Here is a 22,741-nt window from a genome sequence, read left to right on the forward strand (position 1 = left end):
TGGGCCACCTCCAAACCGTTCCGCTTACGACAGTAGCCAATCAGAGCGGCTGGTGTCTTTGTCCGGAGGTGTCCGATTTACGAGCGGGCCTCTGGTGACGCCTCGCAGGGACGCGAGGCGTCACCAGAGGCGGCGGTCGTCATCGGCCGGCCGCCCAGGCGATCTTCGACTTCGTGCAGTGATTCACGGCTGTTGCGACTGCTTCTCCGGCGCCGGCTGCGGTGCGCCGAGGGCACTCGTCACGAGGGGTCTGACAAGTGATCTCGATGCCGCAGCCTTGACTTCCGCGCCGCTTCTCCGACGTTCTCCGCTGCCGGACCTGTGGTCAGGCGGTGCGGTTCACGTCGTTGGTCAGCTCGGCCAGCAGGGTGCGGACCTCAGACTCGCGGAAGCGACGGTGGCCACCGGGGGTGCGGATCGAACCGATCCGCCCGGCGGTCGCCCATCGGGTCACGGTCTTGGGGTCGACCCGGAAGAGCGCCGCGACCTCACCCGGGGTGAGGAGCTGCTCCTGACCGTTCTGGCGAGGCTGCTGAGTCGACGCGGTCACAGGTGACCTCCACTTTTGCGATAACTGGTATTCGGGCATTCCGGTCGCATCGTGGCACCTGGAGGGCCAGGTACTCGAACGTTTGGGTTTAGGTAAAGGGAAGGTAAGGGACGAAAACGGCGCTTCGGGCGCGTGACCTCGGGCGATGCGGCCGCCGGTCAATCCGGTGCGCGGGGTGCTCTACCCTGGATGACGTGCGGGAACAGCAGGAGACGAGAACGGACGAGTCCGAAGCCCCGGCCGTCGCCGCCCCCGGAGCGGGTGCGCAGCAGGCGACCGGTGAGACGTCCGAGGTCAAGCCCAACCTTGCTCTCGACATCGCGCTCTACACCGCTGCCCGGTTCGGCCTGGTCGCGGTCGTCGCCGTGCTGCTGATGCTGGCTCAGGTGCCGGTGCTGGTCGCGCTCGCCGTGTCCGTCGTCGTGGTCATGCCGTTGTCGCTGCTGGTCTTCGGGCGGTTGCGGCGCCGGGTCGCGGTCGGCATGGCCGAGCACACCCAGGACCGCCGCGAACGCCGCGAGCGGCTGCGCGCGCAACTGCGCGGCGACGCCCCGGCGGACGCCGAATGACCAGCGACGTCGACCGCTCCTGCGAGCGCACGCGAGCCTGGACCAGCGAGGCCGTCCGGATCATCGAGGCCGACGCCAACCGCAGCGCCGACACCCACTTGCTGCGGTATCCGCTGCCCGCGGAGTGGGGAATCGACCTCTACCTCAAGGACGAGTCAACACATCCGACCGGTTCGCTCAAGCACCGGTTGGCCCGTTCGCTGTTCCTCTACGCCATCTGCAACGGGTGGGTGACCGAAAACACACCCGTGATCGAGGCGTCGTCCGGATCGACCGCGGTCTCGGAGGCGTACTTCGCCCGGCTGCTGGGGCTCCCCTTCATCGCCGTCATGCCCCGCTCCACCAGCGGCGAGAAGGTCGCGCTGATCGAGTGGCAGGGAGGGCGCTGCCACTTCGTCGACGAGCCCGGCGCGATCTACACCGAGTCCCGCCGGCTGGCGGCGGAGCTCGGCGGCCACTTCATGGACCAGTTCACCAACGCCGAGCGGGCCACCGACTGGCGCGGCAACAACAACATCGCCGAGTCGATCTTCGAGCAGCTCGCGCTCGAACCGCACCCGGAACCGGCGTGGATCGTCGTCGGCGCCGGAACCGGCGGGACCAGCGCCACCATCGGCCGCTACGTGCGCTACCGCAGGCTCGGCACCCGGCTGGCCGTGGTCGACCCGCAGCGCTCCGTCTTCTTCGAAGCCTGGCGGGATCACGACCTCTCGCTGACCAGCGGATCGGGCTCGCTCATCGAGGGCATCGGCAGGCCGCGGGTGGAGCCGTCCTTCATCGGGGAGGCCATCGACCGGATGATCAAGGTCCCGGACGCCGCCTCGATCGCCACCATCCGCTGCACCGAGCAGGTCCTCGGTCGCCGCGTCGGCGGTTCCACCGGGACCAACCTGTGGGGCGTGTTCGAGCTGGTCTCCCAGATGCTCGCCGAGGGCCGCACGGGCAGCATCGTCACGCTGCTCTGCGACGGCGGTGAGCGCTACACCAACACCTACTTCGACGACCGCTGGGTCCGCGAGCAGGGCATGGACCTCGACGCTCCGCTCAAGGTGCTGGACCACTTCCACGCCACCGGCGAGTTCCAGGCGGGTTGAGGTCGCAGCACGAGCTGAGCGATCCCCGCCGCGCTCCGAAACACCCCTGATCCGCACATCGACGAATTCGCCCGGAGGATGATCTGGTGGTCGCCAAGCGCGTGCTGGTCGGCGTGGTGCTCGCGAGCGCCGGACTCACCTCCTGCACCGCGGTGCAGGAGGTCGTGCCGGGGCCGCCCTCAGCGCAGCCCAGCACGTCCGAGGAGTCCGCGGAGACCAGCACGGCCCCGTCGATCACGCGCGAGGTCCCGCCGGAGCAGCGGCGGATGCTCGGAGCGCTCCCGGCGGCGGACCTGTGCGGGCTGATCCGGCCCGAGGAGATCGCGGCGATGGCCTTCGACGTCGAGCCCGGCGTGCCGCGGGAAGTGGGGATCGAGCCCCCGGTGCGCGGATGCGGGTTCCACGCTCGCAGCGGGAACCGGGAAGTCCTCGTCGGAGCCCAGCCCGCGGGTTTCGCCGATCTCGGGACCGAGGAGGTCGAGCTCGGTGCGGTCCGCGGGACCCAGGTGATGCGGACCGGGGGATGCACCGTCTACGCCCCCGTCGCCGACGCCACGCTGCAGATCTCGGTGATCACCGGCGAGACCGACGCCGACCAGTGCACCACCGCCTCGGACATCGCCCAGTACGCGATGGCCGCCGTGGTTCGCTGACGCAGTGGATCTCGAACTCGTAACGTTGCCCGTGAACCTTCCGCGCTGATCAACCCGATCAGGTCGAATCCTGGCGATCGGGAAGATCGCATCTGGGGGGCAATTCCCACGCCGCGATTCCTTCGGGCGGCGTCGCCGGGAAGGTCATCGCGCCAGCACCGGCCGGGTTCATCGTGCCAGGTGATGCCAGTGCGATCCCCGAACTGTGCAGAGATGGGGGATGTGATGGCGGAGAACCTGCGCGCGATTCCGGAGGAGCTGAACGGATTCGGCGAGCTCCTCGACCGGAATGCCGGACATTTCCGGAAAATTGGCGAATGGGCGGAAAGCACCGCGTCGGACACCAGCGGATTCACCGGCCTGATGGTGGTGCTGGTCCCGGTCGTGGAGGTGGTCACCGCGCTCTACGGCGAAACGTTGGATCTGGCGAATTCCGCGCTGATGAAGATCAAGGAAGACCTCGCCGAAACGGTCTCGGACTACGAGGAGACCGAACGCAAGATCGCGGTGATGTTCCAGAAGATCCAGTCCGACCTCGACGAGATCAAGGTCTGAGGGAGGAGCGGACATGGCTTCCTACGAAGACGCCGAGGACCCGATCGCCCTCCTCGAAGCGGATCCGAGCCAGAGCAACCAGGACTCGCTGCAGCAGGCCATCGAGGACGCGGGCTGGCAGGTCCAGACCGTCAACTGGGTCTACGAGCAGGTCACCGGCGAGAACCTCATCGAGCAGCTCATCTCGCCGATCACGGGTGACTTCTCGAAGATCGAGACCAACGCCGAGGCGTGGAACCAGATCGGTGAAGCGCTGCGCGCGGTGCGCAAGAACCTCAACCAGGGCATCAGCGATCTCCGGGAGAGCTGGGACGGCGACGGCGCGATCGCCTTCGAAACCCTGCTGGTGAGCACCTGGACCGTCGCCCTCGAAGGCGATGCGATGCTGGCGCAGCTCGTCGGCAAGGGCTTCACCAAGGCCGCCGAGATGTCGCGCAAGATGACCGACAAGGCGCTCGAGCTGATCAAGAAGCTCGTCGACCGGCTCATCGAAACGGCCGCCACCGGCTGGATCCCGGTGGCCGGCTGGGCGAACGTCGTGCGCAACGTCGAGAAGTGCGTCGAGATCGTGATCGCGGTGCTGGAGCTCTTCGAAGCGCTGCAGCAGATGTACGAATCCGTGGTGCAGCTGGTCAATGCCATCAAGGGCGCGGGCACCAACCTCGCGCAGATCAAGGACGCGAACAGCCTCGGCGACGTGGTCAACGTCGGCATCCAGGCCAAGGACGACGCCACCGCCGTGTCCGAGGCGGCCACGGGCGCGCGCGGTGCCGCGACGGGCGTGCGCAACTCCGCCCAGGGCGTGCGTTCCGCGACGTCGGGCGGTTCCGGAACGGGCTCGGGCGGCTTCCAGACGCTGTCGTCCGGCAGCATTTGATCGGGGGATCCGCGATGAGCGCAGACGGCAAGACACCGGAGATCCGCGCGGCCGAGGACATGGTCGAGGAGCGGATGACCCAGGCCGAGGAGGCGCTGGCGAAGGCGACCCTGTTCGAGTCCGAGTTGCCCGAGGTGAAGCTCACCGACGAGCGGATCGAGGAGATCGAGCAGCAGATCCGCAACGGCAACGCACCACCGGAGATCGTCGCTTTCCAGCGCCGCGTCGACGAGGGTGAGTTCAGCTGGCAGGACGTGGCCGACGGCACCGCTTTCCGCGACGAGTCGGTGCGGTCGGCGTTCTCCGCGAGCGTGCAGAACATGCAGCAAGCGAAGGACATGCTCGACGCGGGCTACGATCCGGCGACCGTCATCAACAACGATCCGAACCGGTCGGCCGGGGCTGATTACGACGACGAACCGCCGGATTCGTTCCTGCGGTGAGGGGTGGACTGAACAACGATGAACCGCAAGACGTTACTCGGCATCACCATCGGGTGGGCGGTGCTGATCGGCCTGATCGCGGCCGTGCTCCTCGGAACGGCCATGTTCAGCGGCACTTCGCTGGCCAAGTCCTCCACGGCATCGGGTTCGTCCGGCCCGGTCTACCAGTGGGACGGCAAGCCGATGATGATCGTCAGCTCGGACAAGAAGAAGACCGCCGTCTGCCACGTCGTGCCCGCTCAGGGTGAGGCGCGCGACGTGACCAGCTACCGCAACGAGAGCCGGTACCGGGTCAACCGGATCACGCCCTGGTTCTCCGGTTCGGCGGACATGACCTGCACGACGCCGGTTCGGATCCGCACCGGCTCGCAGGTGACCATCTACGAGCTGGCCACCAAGAACCGCATCGCGCAGTTCGGGACCGTCATCGTCGCCGTCGCGCCGTTCCTCGCGGTCAGCGTGTTCGGAGTCGGAAGGCGCAAGACCCACGCGTGATCGAGCGGTGTCCCGCGAGCGGTTCGTCCGCTCGCGGGACACCCCTCTCAGCCGAAGGCCAGGGCGAGACCGGTGATGGTGCCCCAGCCGAGCATGGCGAATCCCGTGTCCCGGACGGCGGGGATCAGGTACCGGCCGGTCGCTCCCCGGACCACGGCGCGCAGCGGCGTCAGCAGCAGCGGCAGGGCCAGGAAGCCCAGCAGCACCCAGGAGTTGCGCAGGCCGATCAGGACCGTGATGACGAACGGGACCAGGGCCAGCGCCGTGTAGAGCGTGCGGGTGTCGCGGTCGCCGAGCATGACCGCCAGGGTTCGCTTGCCCGAGACCTGGTCGGAGGGGATGTCGCGGAGGTTGTTGGCCACCAGCACCGCGCACGACAGCGCGCCCACTCCCACGGCGGCACCGATGCCGAACCCGGAGACCTGCCCGGCCTGCACGAACATCGTGCCCAGCACGGCGATCAGGCCGAAGAACAGGAACACCGCGACCTCGCCGAAGCCCGCGTAGCCGTAGGGCTTGCTGCCGCCGGTGTAGAACCAGGCGCCCGCGATGCACAGCGCGCCGATCGCGAGCATCCACCACTGGCCGCTCAGCGCGACCACGCCGAGTCCCGCCAGCGCTGCGATCCCGAAGCAGGCGAAGGCCGCGTTGCGCACCGCACCCGGTGCGGCCGATCGCGATCCGACCAGGCGGAACGGGCCCACGCGGGAGTCATCGGTGCCGCGGATGCCGTCCGAGTAGTCGTTGGCGAAGTTCACCCCGATGATCAGGCTCAGCGAGACGACCAGCGCCAGCAGTGCGATCAGCGGGTCGAACCCGTCCATCCCCGCGGCGGCGCCGGACCCGGCCAGCACCGGTGTGATCGCATTCGGGAAGGTGCGCAGACGGGCACCTTCGATCCATTGCGCGACAGTCGCCATGAGCAACATCTTCGCTCACCCGGCAAGCCCGTCGGCTAGCAGGTCAGCTGCTCGGCCAACGCCCGCCGATCCGGTTTGCCCGGCCCGCGCAGCGGGAGCTCGTCCACCAGCGCGATCCGCTTCGGGGCGGCCGCGGCTCCCAGCCGCCCGCGCACGGCCTCCCGGAGGGCGTCCTCGTCGGGTCGCGCGGCGGGGTCGGCGACGACGGCGGCCACCACCGCCTGCCCCCACTCGGGGTCGGGAACGCCCAGCACGCAGGCCTCGCGCACGCCCGGCTGCTCGGTCAGCACCCGCTCGACCGGCAGCGGCGCGACCTTCTCGCCACCGGTGATGATCACGTCGTCGGCCCGTCCGAGGACCTCCAGCCTGCCGTCGGCGAACCGCCCGAGATCGCCGGTGCGGAACCAGCCGCCGGCGAACGCGGGCGCGTCCGGCTGGTTGCGGTAGCCCCTGGCCAGCATGGGCCCGGCGAGCCGGATCGGTCCGAGCTCGCCATCGACGTCGACCTCCGCGACGTCCAGCGGGACCCCGTCGTACACGCAGCCGCCTGCGGTCTCGCTCATGCCGTAGGTGGTGGTCACCCGCACGCCGCTGTCCCTCGCGCGGGCCAGCAGGGCAGGTGGGGTCGCGGCGCCGCCGAGCAGCACCGCGTCGAACCCGCGCAGCGCGGCCAGGCCTTCGCCGCCGTCGTTGATCAGGCGGGAGAGCTGGGTCGGCACCAGGGCCGTGTAGTGCGGCCGGCCGGAGGACGGCAGCTCGCGCGCAGCGGCGGCGAAGACGTCGGGGCGGAACCCGCCCGAGGTGTCGACGGCGTGCGGAGCGGTGCCTGCCAGCAGCGCGCGGATCAGGACCTGGATCCCGGCGACGTGGTGCGCGGGCATCGCCAGCAGCCAGTGCCCGGGACCGCCGAGCCTGCGGTGGGTGGACTCCGCCGACGCGCGCAGCGAGCTCGCGGGCAGCAGCACGCCCTTGGGGACGCCGGTCGAGCCCGAGGTGGCGATGACCAGGGCTGTCGGGTCGTGCTCGGCGTCCTCTCCAGGACCCAGCGGCCCGCTGAGCGCGGTGATCAGGGTTTGCGCCTCGTCGGGGGCATCGGCCGCGACCGGCAGCAGCGCGGGGCCCTCGCCGTCCAGCGCGCGGCGCAGCGCGGGCAGCACCTCCAACGCTCCGGTGCCCGAAGGCACTTCCAGCGGCTCCAGGTCCCGGGCGTTCGGCATGGCACCCATTCTCGGCGTCGCCGCGCCTCCGGGCGGAGCCGGGCGCCCGAGACCTCCGGCACTAGCTCACCTGTTCGAGCGATCAAGTGTTCGAATGGCGCGGCCGATGTTCTGGGTACGAGCGGAAGGAGAAGGCGATGTTCCTCGTTTTCGTGGTGGTCGTCCCGGTCTTCACCGGAACGCCCCCGTCATCTCAGTCGCCCCAGTCATCCCAGGCATCGCAACAGCGGTCTTCGTGGTCGCGACGAGACAGGTCGGGAGTCGGCGATGCCACCGGCCCGGTCGACCCCGGGTGGGGGACGCCGGACGAGGAGCGCCCTGCCGGGCTGTTCCTGTCCGGCGTCCTGCCCGAAGGCGAGTGGGAGGTCTCAGTAGTACCAGGGGAAGGAGGACCAGTCGGGGTCCCGCTTCTCCAGGAACGCGTCCCTGCCCTCGACGGCCTCATCGGTCATGTAGGCGAGCCGGGTGGTTTCACCGGCGAAGAGCTGCTGACCGACGAGCCCATCGTCGATGGCGTTGAACGCGTACTTGAGCATGCGCTGCGCCGTCGGGGACTTGCCGTTGATCTCCCTGGACCACTGGAGCGCGGTGGCCTCCAGTTCGGCGTGCGGGACGACCTCGTTGACCGCGCCCATCTGGTGAGCCTGCTCGGCGGTGTAGGGACGCCCGAGGAAGAAGATCTCGCGAGCGAACTTCTGCCCCACCTGGCGCGCGAGGTACGCCGACCCGAAGCCTCCGTCGAAGCTGCCGACGTCGGCGTCGGTCTGCTTGAACATGGCGTGCTCGGCGCTGGCGAGGGTGAGATCGCACACCACGTGGAGGCTGTGCCCGCCACCCGCGGCCCAGCCCGGGACCACCGCGATGACGACCTTGGGCATGAAGCGGATCAGGCGCTGCACTTCCAGGATGTGCAGTCGGCCGGCACGCGCCGGGTCGACCGTCTCGGCGGTCTCGCCTCCGGCGTACTGGTACCCGGAACGGCCCCGGATGCGCTGGTCGCCACCGGAGCAGAAGGCCCAGCCGCCGTCCTTGGCGGACGGGCCGTTGCCGGTGATCAGCACGCATCCGACGCCGCTGCTCATGCGCGCGTGGTCCAGGGCGCGGTAGAGCTCGTCGACGGTGTGCGGCCGGAAGGCGTTGCGGACCTCGGGGCGATCGAAGGCGATGCGCACCGTGCCCTTGCCGGGGCCGTCCTCGACGCAGCGGTGATAGGTGATGTCGGTGAAGTCGAAGCCCTCGACCGGCTCCCACAACTTCGGGTCAAACAGCTCAGACACAACGGGATTCTGCACACCTGGGACAATAGGCGTAGCAAGTGCTCGGTGCGGGGTCCTCCCCGTGACCGTCCGGTGCTTGCGTGGACGTCGGCGTGGGATACCGCGGATCCTTCGCCGTTGTCCGCCAGGCGATTTCAGAGGTGATCGGTTGAACCCGTCCACAGCCCAGGCTGAGGTCATCGTCGACGAGCTCGTCCGAAACGGGGTGCGGCACGCGGTGCTCGCCCCGGGGTCGCGCAACGCACCTCTCGCTTACGCTCTGCACCGGGCCGCGCACTCTGCGCGATTGCGGCTGCACGTTCGGATCGACGAGCGCAGCGCCGGATTCCTGGCCCTGGGCATCGCGGCCCGCACGGGCCGACCGGTACCGGTGTTCTGCACCTCTGGCACCGCCGCGAGCAACCTGCACCCGGCGGTCAGCGAGGCGTACCACGCAGGTGTTCCGCTGCTGGTCATCACGGCCGACCGGCCGCCGGAGCTGCGCGCGGCGGGTGCGAACCAGACCATCGACCAGCACCGGCTGTACGGCAGCGAGGTGCGGCTGTTCGACGAGCTCGGCGTCGCCGAGGCGCGAGCGGGTCAGAACGCCTACTGGCGCAGTCAGGTGTGCCGGGTCTGGGCCGCCGCCGACTGCGGGATGCGCGGCGGTCCGGTGCACCTCAACGTGCCGTTCCGCGAGCCGTTGGTGCCCGATGGCGATACCGAGTGGTTCGAGTCGCTGGAAGGGCGCCCGGACGGACATCCGTGGACGGAGGTCGCCGACCGCGGTGTGGCGCCGAGCTCCCTCTCGCGGTTGCGGTCCGGTCGTGGACTGGTGCTCGTGGGCGACTGGGGTTCCGAGGCGGCCAGCGCCTGGGGCGAGCGCTGCGGCTGGCCGGTGCTGTCGGAGGTCGGCGGCGTCGGGGTGTCCGGCCCGGCTGCGATCAGCACGGGCATGTGGCTGCTCAACCTGCCGGAGTTCATCCGCGAGCACCGGCCCGAGCAGGTGCTGTGCGTGGGTCGGCCGACGGTCTTCCGTCAAGTCCAGCAGCTGCTGGCCGACACCGGGGTGGAGGTGCTGCTGGCGCACGGCGGGGTCGACTGGCCGGCCCCTGCGCACAACGTCAGGGAGGTGGCCGAGGGGTTCGGAGCCGGACCCGACAGCGCCGTGGACCCGCAGTGGCTCACGGCCTGGCAGCAGGCCGACCAGAAGGCCTCCGCCGCACTGCACGCCGCCCTCGACCTGGAGCGGTGGCCGAACGGTCCCGCTGTGGCGCGCGAGTTGGTCGGAGCGCTTCCGGAGGATTCCCTGCTCGTGCTCGGGTCGTCCAACCCGAGCCGGGACGTCGCGCTCGCCGCGCGGCAGCGACCCGACGTGCTGGTGCACCGCAACCGCGGGGCCGCCGGCATCGACGGGACGATCTCGACCGCCATCGGCGCGGCCACCGGGCACGACGGCCCGGCGTACGCGCTGCTGGGCGATCTGACGTTCCTGCACGACAGCAACGGCCTGATGCTCGGCCCGTACGAGCAGCGGCCCGACCTGACGATCGTGGTGTTCAACGACGACGGCGGCGGCATCTTCAGCCTCCTCGAACAGGGCGGCCCCGAGCACAACGACTCCTTCGACCGCGTCTTCGGGACGCCGCACGGCACCGACCTGGGGCAGTTGTGCGCGGCGCACGGTGTCGAGCACGTCCAGGTGCCGGGTCACTCCGAACTGCGCGAGGCCCTGCGTCCCGCGTCCGGTCTGCGCGTGGTCGAGGTGCGGGCGAGCAGGGACGAGCTGCGCGCGGTTCACCAGCGGTTGCACGCGGCGGTCCGCTCGGCTCTTCTCGGGTGATCCACCACCGGACGTGAGAACTCTTGCGTGAAGCCCGGTTCGTGCTGCCCGGACGTGACGGGACGGTTTCCTCGTCAGGTGGAGTCCGGGTCGACCGGCCACTGTGGTCGCATCACCGCGTTGCCCCATTGGTGTGCATTCGCGTTTTTCCGCGTGATGATGGGAAAAACTCGGTGCGAAAAGCGCACCGAGTGTGAACGTGGTTGCCTAGTCTCCTGATCGGAACCAGTTTTTCGAGGAGGTGGCAGGGTGATTCGACGACAGGGCCTGCGCGCGGTGATCGCGGCCTGCTGCGCGAGCGCGGTGTTCGCCGCACCGGCGCTCGCGGGTGCCGAAGGGCCGGGTGCGCCCGGAGCCGGCGACGACTACTTCCCCGGGTACGGCAACGGCGGCTACGACGTCTCGCACTACGACCTGCAGCTTCGCTACCAACCCGCGGACGACCACCTGCAGGGCACCGCGACGATCGTCGCGAACGCGACGCAGGACCTGACGGCCTTCAACCTGGACTTCGCGCTCACCGCGAAGTCGGTGCGGGTCAACGGCATGCCGGCGCAGTTCAGCCAGAACGGCCTGGAGCTCACCGTGACCCCGTCGGCGACCCTGCCGCAGGGCGAGATGGCGACCTTCGTCGTGGAGTACGAGGGCACTCCCTCCGCCGCCGACGTCGGCCCCGTCAACCCGTGGGTGCGCACCTCCGACGGAGCGCTCGCGGTCGGCCAGCCGGAGATCTCCGCCTGGTGGTTCCCCGGCAACGACCACCCGAGGGACAAGGCCACCTACGACGTCGCCATCTCCGTTCCCGACGGGACCGAGGCCATCTCCAACGGGGTGAACACCCGCAACAGCAGCCTGGCCGGGTGGACCACCTGGAACTGGCGCAACACCGAACCGACCGCCACGTACCTGGCGTTCATGGCCATCGGCCAGTACGAGATCAGCAGCAAGACCGGCGCGTTCGGCCAGCCGTTCGTCACCGCCTACTCCGACAAGCTCGGCCCGCTGGCCGGACCGGCGAAGGCCAGCGTCGAACGCACCCCGGAGGTCCTGGACTTCCTGAGCCAGCTGTTCGGCGAGTACCCGTTCAGCGCGCAGGGCGGTGTCGTCCCGTCCGAGGGACTCGGCTTCGCGCTGGAGAACCAGACCCGCCCGACCTACAGCCACCTGTTCTTCCAGCGCGCGGCGAACGTCTCGGTGGTCGTGCACGAGAACGCGCACCAGTGGTTCGGCGACTCGGTGTCGGTGGACACCTGGCGCAACATCTGGGTCAACGAGGGCTTCGCGTCCTACGCGGAGTGGCTGTGGTCGGAGGCCCACGGCACCGGCACCACGCAGGAGCTGTTCGACCACTACTACAACTCCTACCCGGCCGACGACCCGTTCTGGCAGGTCCCGCCGGGAGACCCCGGCGCCGAGGACGTCTTCCACACCGCGGTCTACGACCGGGGCGCGATGGCGCTGCACGCGTTGCGCACCGCCGTCGGTGACGAGGCGATGCTGGACATCACCCGCACCTGGGTCGCCGAGCACCGGAACTCGACCGGCACCGTCGAGCAGTTCATCGAGCTGGCGGAGCAGAAGTCCGGCAAGCAGCTCGACGAGCTGTTCAACGCCTGGCTGTTCACCAAGGGCAAGCCGGCCGTGAGCCCGGCGACCGGCGTCGCCGCCAGCGCCGCCCGGGAGAACGTGCCCGAACCTGCCGCGGTCGCCGAGATCGATCGCGCGCACGAACTGCTGCACGACCACGGCTGAGCCAGTTCGGCACAGCGATTCTGAAAGGACGCGGGGGTCAGCGAACTCCTTCCAGCGCTTCCCGCACCGGGAGGAGTTTCGCCTCGGCCTCAGCCACTTCCTGATCAGGGTCGGAGTCGGGAACGATCCCGCCTCCGGCGAACAACCGAACCCTGCCACCGCGAGCACCGCCGGACCCAGCGCCGGCGGTGCTCTGCTGTTCGACCTGCCCGCAGCGCAGGGCGATCCCGAACTCGCCGTTGCCGGAACCGTCGATCCAGCCGACCGGACCCGCGTAGCGGCCCCGGTCCATGCCCTCCAGCTCGGCGATCAACGGGACCGCGTTGGCCGTGGGCGTGCCACCGACGGCGGCTGTGGGGTGCACGGCTTCGACGACGCTCAGCAGTCCCGGACCTTCAGGGGTGTCGGCCAGCTTCCCCTCGACGTCGGTGGCCAGGTGCAGCACGTTGCGCAGCCGCAGAACCGAGGGCGAGGCCGGGACGGACAGCTCGCTGCAGAAGGGCCGCAGCCGCTCCGCCAGCGACTCCGAGGCGTACTGGTGCTCGCTGCGGTTCTTGGCCGACGCCAGCAGCTCCGCGGCGATCTCGTCGTCGGTGCGGCCCGGGTGCGGCCAAGCCGTGCCCGCCAGCACCCGCGAGCGGACCTCGTAGCCGCGTCGCTCCAGCAGCAGTTCGGGGGTGGCGCCGACCAAGCCGTCCACCGCGAAGGTCCAGCAGTTCGAGTAGCGCGAGGCCAGGTTGTGCAGCAGGAACCGCTCGTCGAGCGGCTCGGAGGTGTTGGCGACGAGGTCGTGCGCGAGGACGACCTTGAGCAGGTCCCCGCCGGAGTCGCGCATCCGATCGACCGCTGCGGTCACCGCCTGCCGGTAGCCCGTTGAGGACAACCGGCCGTCGCTGTAGGACACCGTCCCGGGCTGGCGGACCGGCTCGACCACGGGCTCCGGCGCGTCGCCGATCGTGGTGATCCAGCGGACCCCGTCGCGCTCACCGACCACGACCTCGGGCAGCACCAGCACCGAGTCCCCCGGCTGGTCGGCGAAGGCGAGGCTGGTGAAGGCGACCGGTCCGCAGCCCGGCAGCCCCACCTCGTCCTCGACGTCGATGTGCCCGCACAGCTGCCGCCACCAGGAGTCGGCGTCGGTGAAGCGCGCCGTGCCGGACGTGTCCAGCCGCGCTGCGCAACCCCAACCGACCAAGCCCTCGCCCTCCCGGACCCAGCTCAGCGACTCGCCACCGGGCAGCAGCTCCAGCAGCGGTCGGCCGTGCCGTGGGTCGGCTGGATCGAGCCTGCGGGTGCGCGCCGTCAGCCGCCTGGAAGTAATCGCCACGCTTGGAGCGTATTCGGAGTGCGGATTCCGGTGGGCTCAGCGGCCGCGTGGCCCTGGACACGACCGCTGGCCCCTACAATCGGTCACCGTGGCAGGCGACGCGGTGACCCAGGACGCGGCCGACTCGGTGACCGGCTCAGACACGGACGGTGACCGGTCGGTGTCGACACCCTCGCCTGGGCGGGTTCGCCGCAGGGTGGCGCGCGGCGTGCTCATCACCGGTGCGTTGCTGACGGTCATGGGTTTGTCGATCATCGGTGCCTGTTTCATCAACGACGTCACCATCACCGAATCGCGAGGTCAGGCGGTCGCCGAGGTCGTGGACACCTCGCTGACCCGGACCGTGGTGCGCTTCAACACCGAGGACGGGCGCGTCTACATCCCGCCGAACGGCGTGCTCTACCCGACGGACCTGCAGGTCGGGCAGCTGGTGCGGGTCGAGTACGACTCCCGCAACCCCGACCTGGTGCGCGCCGAGGGCCGCACCGCGCTGATCTCGCTGCTGCCCGTCTTCAGCGCGCTGGCCATCCTGTGGGCGGTCCTGCTTCCGACGTATTGGCTGCTCAGACGATCTAACAGAGGCTGAGGGCCCTTCCTAGAACCCTCGCCCGGTGCCAGACTTGGGCATCCGCCGAAAGGGGGTCGGTGGAACCCAGGTCGATGTGCCGACCCCGCGTCTGCGAGGTCGTTGCCCATGAACACGCCAGGAGCGTTGTCCAGCTCGTCGCAGGACCAGCAGCAGTGGGTGCTCGGATCCCCGGTGCTGTCCACCGTCGATCGATCGGTGCCCGACGGGGTGGATCCCGCCGAGTTGGCGCTCTACTGCACGATGCTCGGCGACGACGCCCTGGTGCTCGCCCACCGCCTGTCGGAGTGGGGGATGCGCGCGGGCCTGGAGGAATCCGCCGCCCTCGGCGGGATCGCGCACGACCTGCTCGGGCAGGCGCGTGTCCTGCTCGGCCGGGCCGCCGAGGTGCGCGGCGCGGAGGACGAGGAGCAGCTCGCCTACCTGCGCGAACCCGCCGAGTTCCGGAACGTCCGACTGGTCGAGGTCGACTGCGGACCGGGGCCGGGTGGCGACTTCCCGACCACCGTCGCCCGGTTGCTGCTGTTCAGCACCTGGCGGCTCGCGGTCTTCGAGGAGCTTGCCACCAGCCGGGACGCGGTTCTGGGGACGCTGGCGGCGCGGTCGCTGCAGCTGCTCGAACAGCACCGGGACCACGCCGCGCAGTGGCTGATCAAGCTCGGCGACTCCGGACCGGGCGGGCCGCGACTGATGAGCTCTGGTTTGCACCGCGTGTGGCCGCTGGCCGCCGAGCTGTTCGTCGCGCACCCGGTCGAGACGCGGCTGGCCGACGCGCGTTGCGGGGTGGACCCCGCGAGCGTGCGAGTGCGCGCCGGGCAGGCGCTCGACGAGGTGTTCTCCATCGCACGCCTGGACGCTCCGGCCCCTGGCGCGTTCGGCGAGTTCGCGCCGCCCGGCGGCCGCGACGGCGCGCACACCGAATCCATGGAGTTCCTGCTGGCGGACCTGCAGTACTTGGTCCGGGCCGGCCTGGCCAGCGGCCGGGTCCCGCAGAAGCCGGTGGACGAGCGAGGACCGGGAAGTGTCGGAAACGAAATGCAAGATGAGTAGTTCCCCGCAAGCCGATGAGCCCTGGCCGGGCGCACCCTGATCGAGGGGGATCGGAACCGCGGGAGGCGTTGCTGGGGGCTTCCCGCGTTCCTCGGTCGGGGTCTAGTGGAAGGGCGCAACGCGGATGGACCAGATCTGGTTGCAGGTGCTCGTGGCGTTGATGGCCGGATGTGCGGGAGCGGGCGTGGTGCTCGCGCTGCGCCGACGTCCCGAGGAGCAGGTCGCGGCGGAGGAGCCCGACCCGCTGCCCCGGATGCCACCGGACGTGTGGGAGCCGCACGTGCAGCACTGCGAGCAGGCGGTGCTGCGGGCGAGCCGGTCGGTGGAGGCCATGTCCTCGCAGCAGGCCCGCAACCGCCTGCGGACCGTCGTGCGCCGGATGGATGCCGAGCTGCCGAACCTGCGCGTGCTCGCCGAACTCGGCCGTGGTCTGGGCAGCAGCTCGCGCGACGCCGAGATAGCCGGGCGGGTGCGCGCCGAGCTCACCGAGGCGGAGAAGCGCTTCGGCGCGGTCACCGGCGAGGTGCTGGAACTCGTCGAGGACCCCGACGCCGAACGGGTGCGCGAGCTGCGCGCGCGGTTCCCGCTTCTGCGCCCGATCTCGGCGGTCCTGCCCGAACCCGTCAGCTAGCCGGTACCTCCGCTGCCTGCGTCCACCACTCGTGCACCTCGGCTGCCGCACCGGGTGCTGCGACGAGCAGGCCGTCGCGGGGAAGCGGGTCGGGCCGGCCCCGGCGGTCGAGGACCGTCGCACCGGATTCGGTGGCCAGCGCGAGCGCGCCCGCCACGTCCCACTCCTCGTAGTGGTCGAGCACCGCGGCGATGCTGTGGCCGAGCGCGACCTGGGCGATGGCCAGCGCCGGTGAACCCAGCAAGCGCACGCCGACCTGCGCGCTCGCCGCGTTGGTGATGAACCGGTCCATGCCCGGCCACGGCCCGTTCTTGGTGAGCTCGGTGCACACGATGCCGCCGCGGATCTCGGACCGGTCGGGCAGGCGCACCGGCGTGCCGTTGGCCCGCATGCCCCGGCCGCGGGCGGCCGCGTAGATCTGCGTCCGGTACGGATCGGCGACCACGCCGACGACCGGCCCGTACCCGTCGAGCATCGCCAGGCTGTAGGCGCACCACGGCAGTCCGGCCACGTAGTTGGCGGTCCCGTCGACCGGGTCGACGGACCAGCGGAAGTGCGAGACGCCTTGCTGCGGTGGCACGCTCGGTTCCGCGCCGAACTCCTCGCCGAACACCGGTGTGCCGGGGAACTCGTCGGCGAGGATGCGGCGAGTGTGCCGTTCCAGCGTGCGCCCGGTGTCGGTGACCCAGTCGAACGGCGACTCGCTCGGCGCGGGCCGGGCGCCCCTGCCCGCGGTCGCGATGATCACGTCAGCGGCGTCGTTGGCCAGTCGACCGGCGACCTCGAAAGCCCGCGACACCAGGGCCGGTTCGATCTGGGCGGGTGGGGAAGGCAGGGCCGTCATGCGTCCCCAGCCTCCGCGTGGCGGGTGACCGCTCAGCAAAGCCGAGGTGACCGGCCATCGGCCCGCAAGCCACGTTTGCGGGCCGATGACCGAGTTGGGGTGCTCTTCGGTTGTCGTTGGCGGCCGCGTCACATTGCCTTCGGCTGCTCGCCGGAAGCGGCGGCGACCGTGATGTGCGTGCGCATCGCGATCGTGACCGAGAGCTTCCTGCCGCAGATCAACGGAGTGACGAACTCGGTGTTGCGGGTGCTGGAGCACTTGCGTCGTCGAGGCGACCAGGCCCTGGTCATCGCGCCCGGACCCGGCCCGAACGAGTACGCGGGCTTCCCCGTCATCAGGCTGCCCGCGGTGGACCTGCCGGTGGTGTCCTCGCTGCCCATCGGGTTCCCGAGCCGCCGCGTGCTGCGCGGTCTCCAGGAGTTCGGACCCGACGTGGTGCACCTGGCCTCACCGTTCGTGGTGGGGGCGCGGGGGCTCAACGCGGCTCGCCGGCTGGGCGTTCCGACGGTCGCCGTTTACCAGACCGACGTGGCGGGATTCGCCGAGTCCTACGGGCTCGGGCTGACCGCGAAGGCGGCGTGGAAGTGGATCCGTCGCCTGCACTGCCACGCCGACCGCACGCTCGCCCCCTCGACGTGGGCGGTGGAGACGCTGCGGGAGCACGGCATTCCGCGCGTGCACCGCTGGGGCCGCGGCGTGGACACCGACCGGTTCACCCCGGGCAAGCGCGATGCCGGGCTGCGCTCGGAGCTGGCCCCGAACGGCGAGCTGCTGGTGGGTTACGTCGGCCGGTTGGCGCCGGAGAAGCGCATCGAGCGGCTCGCCGAGCTGGACGGCACGCCGGGCGTGCGGGTGGTCGTGGTCGGCGACGGGCCGGAGCGTGAGCGGCTGCGCGAGGAGCTGCCGAACGCGGCGTTCCTCGGCCAGCGCACCGGTGACGAGCTGGCACGCCTCTACGCGAGTTTCGACGTGTTCGTGCACACCGGTCCGCACGAGACGTTCTGCCAGGCCGTGCAGGAGGCGATGGCCTCCGGCGTCCCGGTCGTCGCGCCCGATGCCGGCGGGCCTCGCGACCTCGTCGACGTGGGCCGCACCGGATACCTGCTGCCCGCGCACGACGACGCCGAGCACGCGGCTGCGCTGCGCAGGGCCATCTCCGAGCTGCGCGACCCGGCGCTGCGCGAGCGCTTCGGCATCCACGCCCGCAACGCCGTCGCGGGTCGCACCTGGCCCGCGCTGTGCCGCCAGCTGGTGGATCACTACGCGGCGGTCAGCGGGTACGTCGAGTCGGCAGCTGCCTGAACCTGCTCCGGATCGGGCCACGTACGCTTCGGGTGTGTCTCGGGCAGGCTTGGACAAGAACCCTCGCGAAGTCGCGGCGATGTTCGACGGCGTCGCGCGTCGGTACGACCTGACCAACACCGTGCTGTCCTTCGGGCAGGACCGGCGCTGGCGGAAGGTGACCCGGCAGCTGCTCGCGCCCCAGAAGGACGAGCGGATCCTGGACCTCGCTGCGGGCAGCGGTGTTTCGACCGTGGAGTTCGCCAGGGCCGGTGCCTACTGCGTCGCGGCGGACTTCTCGCTGGGCATGCTCTCGGTCGGCAAGGACCGCGGCGTGCCCCTGGTGGCCGCCGACGCCCTGAACCTGCCGTTCGCCGACGACGCGTTCGACGCGGCGACGATCTCCTTCGGCCTGCGCAACCTCGCCGACACGGTCGCCGGGTTGCAGGAGATGCGGCGCGTGGTCCGGCCCGGCGGGCGACTGGTCGTGTGCGAGTTCTCCACCCCGACCTGGCAGCCCTTCCGCGGCGTCTACATGAACTACCTGATGCGCGCGCTGCCCCCGATCGCCCGCGCGGTGTCCTCCAACCCGGACGCCTACGTCTACCTGGCCGAGTCGATCCGATCCTGGCCTGACCAGCGCGCCCTCGCCGAGCTCATCGGCGAAGCCGGCTGGACCGACACCACCTGGAAGAACCTCACCAGCGGTGTCGTCACCATCCACCACGCCAAGAACCCCGCCTAGGGGCTGTTGCGGGCTGAGTCCCACACCTGAAACAGCGGCTCCGCCGCACTCCTCACAAGCTCTTAGGAACCGCTCCGAAGACTCTAGGCCCAGGTCGTTTCGGGGGTGTTCGGTCGCGTCTGGGTGAGCGCCGCGATGAACGCCCGGGTGGCCGGGGGCAGCGGGTGGTCCGGGGCGCGGATCACCGCGATGCGGCGGTGCGTTTCGGGCGCGGCGAGGGGGACGTGCGCGAGTGCCGCGAAGGCGACCAGGGGCAGGACCATCCCGGGCATCGCCGCGGCACCCAGGCCCGCTGCCACGAGGCCGGCGACGGCGGTGATGTTGCCGGATTCCAGGACCACGTCGGGATGCGCTCGCGCAGCGGTGAAGGCGCGGTCGGCGTGCTGCCGGATGCTGGAGTTCGACGCGAACGCGATGTGCGGTTCGGTCGCCAGCTCCGCCCAGGTCAGCGACTCGCGTGAGGCGAAGCGGTGCTCCGGCGGGAACACCGCGCACATCCGGTCGGTCGCGATGGGGTGCACCGCCAGATCGGGCGGTTCGTCGGCGACGACGGTGACGCCGAGGTCGGCTGTGCCGGCCCTGATCTTCGCCAGCACCTCGTCGGACATGCCGTCCTCGATCGACAGCTCCACGTCGGGATGCTCCGAGTGGTAGGCGGAGACGGCCGAGGGCAGCAGGACGGCCGCCATCGACGGCAGCGCCGCGACCCGGACCCGTCCGCGGGTACCGGCGAGGAAGCCGCGGAAGTGGTTGATCCCGGAGTCGAAGGAATCCACGACCCGCCGCGCGACCAGGCAGAACTCGGCGCCTTCCGGGGTCGTGACCAAGTGGCGCGTGGTGCGCTGGAACAGCGTGATGCCGAGTCGTCGCTCCACGTCGCGCACCGCGCGGCTGATCGAGGACTGCGCCAGGTGCAGCTGCTCGGCGGCCGGGGTGAACCCGCCGGTGTCGTGCACCGCGAGAACCAGCCGGAGCTGCTGCACCGTCAGATCCATGCCCATGACGCATGAATTTATCAATTATTCGTGCTTGACCGGCATGAGCGAGGTGGATCACAGTTCTCCCGTCCGGCCCAACGGCGGTGTTCGGAGGTAGCCCATGCTCGCCGCGAGCGGATTCCTGACGATCGGCGTGTTCCTCGCCCTGGTGCTCTCGCGCCGGGTGTCGGTGCTCTTCGCGCTCACCCTGGTGCCGATCGCCGCCGCGCTGATCAGCGGTCGCGGCGCCGAGCTCGGCGAGCTGGTGGCCGATGGCCTGGTCACCGTCGCCCCGGTGGCCATCATGATCACCTTCGCGGTGCTCTACTTCAGCCTGATGATCGACGCGGGGCTCTTCGATCCCGCAGTCACCCGCATCCTGCGCTGGGCGAAGGGCGATCCGCTCAAGATCACCGTCGGCACCGCGCTGCTGACGCTGCTGGTCGCACTGGACGGCGACGGAGCCTCCACCTTCCTGATCACCGTCTCCGCGCTGCTGCCGATCTACCAGCGGCTCGGCATGCGGCGGATCGTGCTCGCCGGCGTGGTCTGCCTCGGCGCCGGGGTCATGAACATGGTTCCGTGGGGCGGTCCGACCGCCCGGGCGATGGCCGCGCTCAAGCTCGACTCGGCGCAGCTGTTCCTGCCGGTGCTGCCGGCGATGATCGCCGGGATCTGCTGGGTGCTGCTCGCCGCGTACCTGATCGGCCGGTCCGAGCGGAAGCGGCTCGGCGTGGTCAGCGTCGAAGCGGGCGAGCGGGTCAAGCTCACCGGTGCGGACCGGGTGCGGTTCTGGATCAACGCGCTGCTGACGCTGGCGCTGGTCGGCTGCCTGCTCGCCCAGATCGCCGACCTGGAAGTGCTGTTCCTGATCGCCTTCCTGGTCGCGCTGCTGGTCAACCGCCCTTCCTGGCAGGGTCAGCAGGAGCTGTTCGCCAAGCACGCCTACAACGTGGTGCTGGTCGTCGTGGTGATCTTCGCGGCGGGCGTGTTCACCGGGATCCTCACCGGGACCGGCATGATCAAGGCGATGGCCGAGGGCCTGGTCGCGGTCATCCCGGACGCCGGTGGCGCCCTCCTCCCGCTGATCACGGCCGTCGCAGGGATGCCGTTGAGCCTGGTCTTCACGCCGGACGCCTTCTACTACGGAGTGGTGCCCGTGCTGGCGGAGACCAGCGCGGCGCTCGGCGGCGACCCCGCCGCGATCGGGCGGGCGGCGATCCTCGGCCAGATGACCACCGGGTTCCCGTTGAGCCCGCTGACCGCCTCCACCTTCATCCTGCTCGGCATGTCCAAGGTCGATCTCGGCGACCACCAGCGGTTCATCTTCGGCTGGGCCTTCGGCACCACGCTGGTGATGACGCTGGTCGCGCTGGTGACGGGGGTGTTGTGAGTGCGCATCGGCAGTGGAGCGGGTTTCGCCGGGGACCGCCTGGAGCCGGCGCTGGAGCTCGCGCGGGCCGGAGTGGACGACCTCGTGCTGGAGTGCCTGGCCGAACGCACCATCGCCCTCGGGCAGCAGCGCAGGCTGGGCGATCCGGATCAGGGGTACGACCCGTTGCTGCGTGCTCGCTTCGAGCGGTTGCTGCCGGTCGCGGTGCCGAACGGAGCACGGGTGATCACCAACATGGGCGCCGCCCATCCGCTGCGGGCGGGCGAGGTCACGCGGGAGGTGATGACGGCGGCTGGGCTGATCGGCCGCATCGCGGTGGTCACCGGGGACGACGTGCTGGACCGCCTCGACCTGGAGGCGCCCGCGCTGGAGGACGGGGTCCCGCTGTCCGGGCACGGCGAGATCGTCTCGGCCAACGCCTACCTCGGCGCCGAGGCGCTGCTGCCCGCTCTGGACGCGGACGTGGTGATCACCGGCCGGGTGGCCGACCCGTCGCTGTTCGTGGCGCCGATCGCGCAGCGCATGGGCTGGGATCTCGACGACGTCCCGCGCGCGGCCGCCGCGACGCTGGTCGGGCACGTCCTGGAGTGCGCGGGACAGGTCACCGGCGGCTACTTCGCCGACCCGGGCCGCAAGGAGGTCCCGGGTCTGGCCGAGCTCGGCTTCCCGTTCGCCGACATCGAGGCCGACGGCACCGCGACCATCGGAAAACCCGACGGGACCGGTGGCGTGGTGACGGTCGGGACGGTCCGGGAGCAGCTGCTCTACGAGGTCACCGATCCGGCGGCCTATCGCACGCCCGACGTGGTCCTGGACTTCCGCGAGGTCCGGGCGGAGCGGGCCGGGGCCGATCGGGTGCGCATCAGCGGGGCGCAGGGGCGGGCCAGGCCGGAGGAGCTGAAGGTCAGCGTCGGATACCGCGCGGGCCACCGAGCCGAATGCGGTATCAGCTACGCCGGACCGGGGGCGGCCGATCGGGCGAAGCTGGCCGCCGACGTGGTGACCGAGCGGGTGCGCCGCACCGGGCTGCGCGTGCGCGCCGACGTGCTGGGGGCGATGGGCGATCCGGACGGCGAGTGCCGACTGCGAGTGGCTGCCCTCGCGGAGGACCGGACGGCGGCGCTGCACGTCTGCCACGAGGTCGAATCGCTCTACACCAACGGCCCCGCCGGAGGTGGGGGCGTGCGCACCGACGTGCGCGAGGTGATCGGGATCGTCTCCGCCCTGATGCCCAGATCGGACGTGGAATCGCAGGTCACGACCCTGGAGGTGAACGATGCGACTGCATGAGATCGCGCATTGCCGCGCCGGGGACAAGGGCGATACGTCGATCCTCTCGGTGTTCCCCCTCGACGACGCCGACTACGAGCGGCTGCGCCGGGAGCTCACTGTCGAGCGTGTCCGCGCCCACCTCGCCGGACAGGTCCGGGGCGAGGTCGTCCGCTGCGAGCTCCCGCTCCTCAAGGCCCTGCAGTTCACCTGCCACCGAGCGCTCGGTGGTGGCGTGACCACGTCCCTGTCCCTGGACGCCCACGGAAAGACCCTCAGCTCCCGCCTCCTCGCCCTGGACCTCTGAGCCGCGCGGGGCCGTGCCTCGCCCGGTCCCAGTTTTAGTCCAAACTGAGCCGACATTTCGGGCACGAAGGCTCCTCGGTTTGGACTAAAACTGGGCTGGGGTGACCC

At 70.5% G+C, this 22,741-nt stretch carries 24 protein-coding genes; 17 read left to right on the top strand and 7 right to left on the bottom strand.

The genetic code is table 11. The features are described 5' to 3' along the window. Positions 1 to 325: 325 nt before the first annotated feature. On the bottom strand, positions 326 to 550 hold the full coding sequence (locus FHU35_RS18375) for a BldC family transcriptional regulator (protein WP_093414319.1): 225 nt from the start codon (positions 548 to 550) through the stop codon (positions 326 to 328). 194 nt (positions 551 to 744) lie between these two features. Between FHU35_RS18375 and FHU35_RS18380 the strand changes: the two genes are divergently transcribed. From FHU35_RS18380 to FHU35_RS18410, 7 genes are all read left to right on the top strand, one after another. After that, entirely contained in the window at positions 745 to 1,119 is a 375-nt protein-coding gene (locus FHU35_RS18380) for a DUF4229 domain-containing protein (RefSeq protein ID WP_145741245.1), read from the top strand. After that, a complete protein-coding gene (cds1, locus tag FHU35_RS18385) occupies positions 1,116 to 2,213 on the top strand; it encodes an L-cysteine desulfhydrase Cds1 (protein ID WP_145741247.1) in 1,098 nt (365 codons plus the stop codon). Before FHU35_RS18380 ends, cds1 begins: the two co-directional genes overlap by 4 nt. An 86-nt stretch (positions 2,214 to 2,299) precedes the next feature. Then, positions 2,300 to 2,866: a DUF3558 family protein gene (locus FHU35_RS18390; RefSeq protein ID WP_186459489.1), complete on the top strand. Its 567-nt coding sequence runs from the start codon at positions 2,300 to 2,302 to the stop codon at positions 2,864 to 2,866. A gap of 213 nt (positions 2,867 to 3,079) precedes the next feature. After that, positions 3,080 to 3,421 (top strand): hypothetical protein, encoded by a 342-nt coding sequence (locus tag FHU35_RS18395; RefSeq protein WP_246110396.1) that lies wholly within the window; start codon positions 3,080 to 3,082, stop codon positions 3,419 to 3,421. Between the two features lie 13 nt (positions 3,422 to 3,434). Next, entirely contained in the window at positions 3,435 to 4,298 is an 864-nt protein-coding gene (locus tag FHU35_RS18400; RefSeq protein WP_145741251.1) for a WXG100 family type VII secretion target, read from the top strand. A 14-nt stretch (positions 4,299 to 4,312) separates the two neighbouring features. Then, positions 4,313 to 4,741, top strand: a complete 429-nt coding sequence (locus tag FHU35_RS18405) for a hypothetical protein (protein ID WP_145741253.1) — start codon at positions 4,313 to 4,315, stop codon at positions 4,739 to 4,741. A gap of 18 nt (positions 4,742 to 4,759) precedes the next feature. Continuing rightward, entirely contained in the window at positions 4,760 to 5,236 is a 477-nt protein-coding gene (locus FHU35_RS18410; protein ID WP_145741255.1) for a hypothetical protein, read from the top strand. Positions 5,237 to 5,283: 47 nt separating this feature from the next. On the opposite strand, the gene FHU35_RS18415 is transcribed toward FHU35_RS18410, so the two are convergent. The 3 genes from FHU35_RS18415 to FHU35_RS18425 form a co-directional block, all read right to left on the bottom strand. Then, positions 5,284 to 6,156 carry a 1,4-dihydroxy-2-naphthoate polyprenyltransferase gene (locus FHU35_RS18415; RefSeq protein WP_145741257.1) on the bottom strand — a complete coding sequence of 291 codons (873 nt, stop codon included), beginning with the start codon at positions 6,154 to 6,156 and terminating at the stop codon, positions 5,284 to 5,286. A 35-nt stretch (positions 6,157 to 6,191) separates the two neighbouring features. Next, positions 6,192 to 7,373 carry an o-succinylbenzoate--CoA ligase gene (gene menE, locus FHU35_RS18420; RefSeq protein ID WP_145741259.1) on the bottom strand — a complete coding sequence of 394 codons (1,182 nt, stop codon included), beginning with the start codon at positions 7,371 to 7,373 and terminating at the stop codon, positions 6,192 to 6,194. Positions 7,374 to 7,741: 368 nt separating this feature from the next. After that, positions 7,742 to 8,665 carry a 1,4-dihydroxy-2-naphthoyl-CoA synthase gene (locus FHU35_RS18425; protein WP_145741262.1) on the bottom strand — a complete coding sequence of 308 codons (924 nt, stop codon included), beginning with the start codon at positions 8,663 to 8,665 and terminating at the stop codon, positions 7,742 to 7,744. Between the two features lie 133 nt (positions 8,666 to 8,798). On the opposite strand from FHU35_RS18425, the gene menD reads away from it, so the two are divergent. Continuing rightward, positions 8,799 to 10,472, top strand: coding sequence for a 2-succinyl-5-enolpyruvyl-6-hydroxy-3-cyclohexene-1-carboxylic-acid synthase (gene menD, locus FHU35_RS18430; RefSeq protein ID WP_145741264.1), 1,674 nt, complete (start codon positions 8,799 to 8,801; stop codon positions 10,470 to 10,472). Between the two features lie 249 nt (positions 10,473 to 10,721). Beyond that, on the top strand, positions 10,722 to 12,224 hold the full coding sequence (locus FHU35_RS18435; RefSeq protein WP_145741267.1) for a M1 family metallopeptidase: 1,503 nt from the start codon (positions 10,722 to 10,724) through the stop codon (positions 12,222 to 12,224). Between the two features lie 37 nt (positions 12,225 to 12,261). Here the strand turns inward: FHU35_RS18435 and FHU35_RS18440 are convergent, their stop codons facing one another. Then, positions 12,262 to 13,551: an isochorismate synthase gene (locus FHU35_RS18440; protein WP_246110397.1), complete on the bottom strand. Its 1,290-nt coding sequence runs from the start codon at positions 13,549 to 13,551 to the stop codon at positions 12,262 to 12,264. An 88-nt stretch (positions 13,552 to 13,639) separates the two neighbouring features. Between FHU35_RS18440 and FHU35_RS18445 the strand changes: the two genes are divergently transcribed. The 3 genes from FHU35_RS18445 (at position 13,640) to FHU35_RS18455 (ending at position 15,818) form a co-directional block, all read left to right on the top strand. Beyond that, positions 13,640 to 14,137 (top strand): DUF3592 domain-containing protein, encoded by a 498-nt coding sequence (locus FHU35_RS18445; protein WP_222429418.1) that lies wholly within the window; start codon positions 13,640 to 13,642, stop codon positions 14,135 to 14,137. 108 nt (positions 14,138 to 14,245) lie between these two features. Then, positions 14,246 to 15,187, top strand: coding sequence for a 1,2-phenylacetyl-CoA epoxidase subunit PaaC (gene paaC / locus FHU35_RS18450; protein WP_145741269.1), 942 nt, complete (start codon positions 14,246 to 14,248; stop codon positions 15,185 to 15,187). Positions 15,188 to 15,311: 124 nt separating this feature from the next. Next, positions 15,312 to 15,818, top strand: a complete 507-nt coding sequence (locus tag FHU35_RS18455) for a hypothetical protein (RefSeq protein WP_145741272.1) — start codon at positions 15,312 to 15,314, stop codon at positions 15,816 to 15,818. Here the strand turns inward: FHU35_RS18455 and FHU35_RS18460 are convergent. Beyond that, complete coding sequence (locus FHU35_RS18460; RefSeq protein WP_145741275.1) at positions 15,811 to 16,662, bottom strand: inositol monophosphatase family protein; 852 nt, start codon at positions 16,660 to 16,662, stop codon at positions 15,811 to 15,813. The genes FHU35_RS18455 and FHU35_RS18460 overlap by 8 nt on opposite strands. Before the next feature lie 171 nt (positions 16,663 to 16,833). On the opposite strand from FHU35_RS18460, the gene FHU35_RS18465 reads away from it, so the two are divergent. Next, entirely contained in the window at positions 16,834 to 17,964 is a 1,131-nt protein-coding gene (locus FHU35_RS18465; RefSeq protein WP_145741278.1) for a glycosyltransferase family 4 protein, read from the top strand. Positions 17,965 to 17,998: 34 nt separating this feature from the next. Continuing rightward, positions 17,999 to 18,688, top strand: coding sequence for a demethylmenaquinone methyltransferase (locus FHU35_RS18470; RefSeq protein WP_145741280.1), 690 nt, complete (start codon positions 17,999 to 18,001; stop codon positions 18,686 to 18,688). Between the two features lie 83 nt (positions 18,689 to 18,771). Here the strand turns inward: FHU35_RS18470 and FHU35_RS18475 are convergent, their stop codons facing one another. Further along, on the bottom strand, positions 18,772 to 19,689 hold the full coding sequence (locus FHU35_RS18475) for a LysR family transcriptional regulator (RefSeq protein WP_145741283.1): 918 nt from the start codon (positions 19,687 to 19,689) through the stop codon (positions 18,772 to 18,774). 97 nt (positions 19,690 to 19,786) lie between these two features. On the opposite strand from FHU35_RS18475, the gene FHU35_RS18480 reads away from it, so the two are divergent. From FHU35_RS18480 to FHU35_RS18490, 3 genes are read left to right on the top strand one after another with little or no spacing between them, the layout of a single operon-like run. Beyond that, positions 19,787 to 21,058 (top strand): CitMHS family transporter, encoded by a 1,272-nt coding sequence (locus FHU35_RS18480; RefSeq protein ID WP_145741286.1) that lies wholly within the window; start codon positions 19,787 to 19,789, stop codon positions 21,056 to 21,058. Continuing rightward, positions 21,059 to 22,348, top strand: coding sequence for an acyclic terpene utilization AtuA family protein (locus FHU35_RS18485; protein ID WP_145741288.1), 1,290 nt, complete (start codon positions 21,059 to 21,061; stop codon positions 22,346 to 22,348). Beyond that, a complete protein-coding gene (locus tag FHU35_RS18490) occupies positions 22,335 to 22,634 on the top strand; it encodes an AtuA-related protein (RefSeq protein ID WP_145741291.1) in 300 nt (99 codons plus the stop codon). Before FHU35_RS18485 ends, FHU35_RS18490 begins: the two co-directional genes overlap by 14 nt. Positions 22,635 to 22,741: the final 107 nt, after the last annotated feature.

Origin of the sequence: Saccharopolyspora dendranthemae, assembly GCF_007829955.1 — a bacterium.
In the GTDB taxonomy this organism is placed as follows: Bacteria; Actinomycetota; Actinomycetes; order Mycobacteriales; family Pseudonocardiaceae; genus Saccharopolyspora; species Saccharopolyspora dendranthemae.

Bases quoted from the DNA above. Each gene is read 5' to 3' on its own strand.
- FHU35_RS18460 (WP_145741275.1), bottom strand. From the start codon at position 16,662: ATGACGGCCCTGCCTTCCCCACCCGCCCAGATCGAACCGGCCCTGGTG.
- FHU35_RS18490 (WP_145741291.1), top strand. From the start codon at position 22,335: ATGCGACTGCATGAGATCGCGCATTGCCGCGCCGGGGACAAGGGCGAT.
- cds1 (WP_145741247.1), top strand. From the start codon at position 1,116: ATGACCAGCGACGTCGACCGCTCCTGCGAGCGCACGCGAGCCTGGACC.
- FHU35_RS18455 (WP_145741272.1), top strand. From the start codon at position 15,312: ATGGACCAGATCTGGTTGCAGGTGCTCGTGGCGTTGATGGCCGGATGT.
- FHU35_RS18480 (WP_145741286.1), top strand. From the start codon at position 19,787: ATGCTCGCCGCGAGCGGATTCCTGACGATCGGCGTGTTCCTCGCCCTG.
- FHU35_RS18475 (WP_145741283.1), bottom strand. From the start codon at position 19,689: ATGGGCATGGATCTGACGGTGCAGCAGCTCCGGCTGGTTCTCGCGGTG.
- FHU35_RS18405 (WP_145741253.1), top strand. From the start codon at position 4,313: ATGAGCGCAGACGGCAAGACACCGGAGATCCGCGCGGCCGAGGACATG.
- paaC (WP_145741269.1), top strand. From the start codon at position 14,246: ATGAACACGCCAGGAGCGTTGTCCAGCTCGTCGCAGGACCAGCAGCAG.
- menE (WP_145741259.1), bottom strand. From the start codon at position 7,373: ATGCCGAACGCCCGGGACCTGGAGCCGCTGGAAGTGCCTTCGGGCACC.
- FHU35_RS18400 (WP_145741251.1), top strand. From the start codon at position 3,435: ATGGCTTCCTACGAAGACGCCGAGGACCCGATCGCCCTCCTCGAAGCG.
- FHU35_RS18415 (WP_145741257.1), bottom strand. From the start codon at position 6,156: ATGGCGACTGTCGCGCAATGGATCGAAGGTGCCCGTCTGCGCACCTTC.
- FHU35_RS18395 (WP_246110396.1), top strand. From the start codon at position 3,080: ATGGGGGATGTGATGGCGGAGAACCTGCGCGCGATTCCGGAGGAGCTG.
- FHU35_RS18465 (WP_145741278.1), top strand. From the start codon at position 16,834: ATGTGCGTGCGCATCGCGATCGTGACCGAGAGCTTCCTGCCGCAGATC.
- FHU35_RS18410 (WP_145741255.1), top strand. From the start codon at position 4,760: ATGAACCGCAAGACGTTACTCGGCATCACCATCGGGTGGGCGGTGCTG.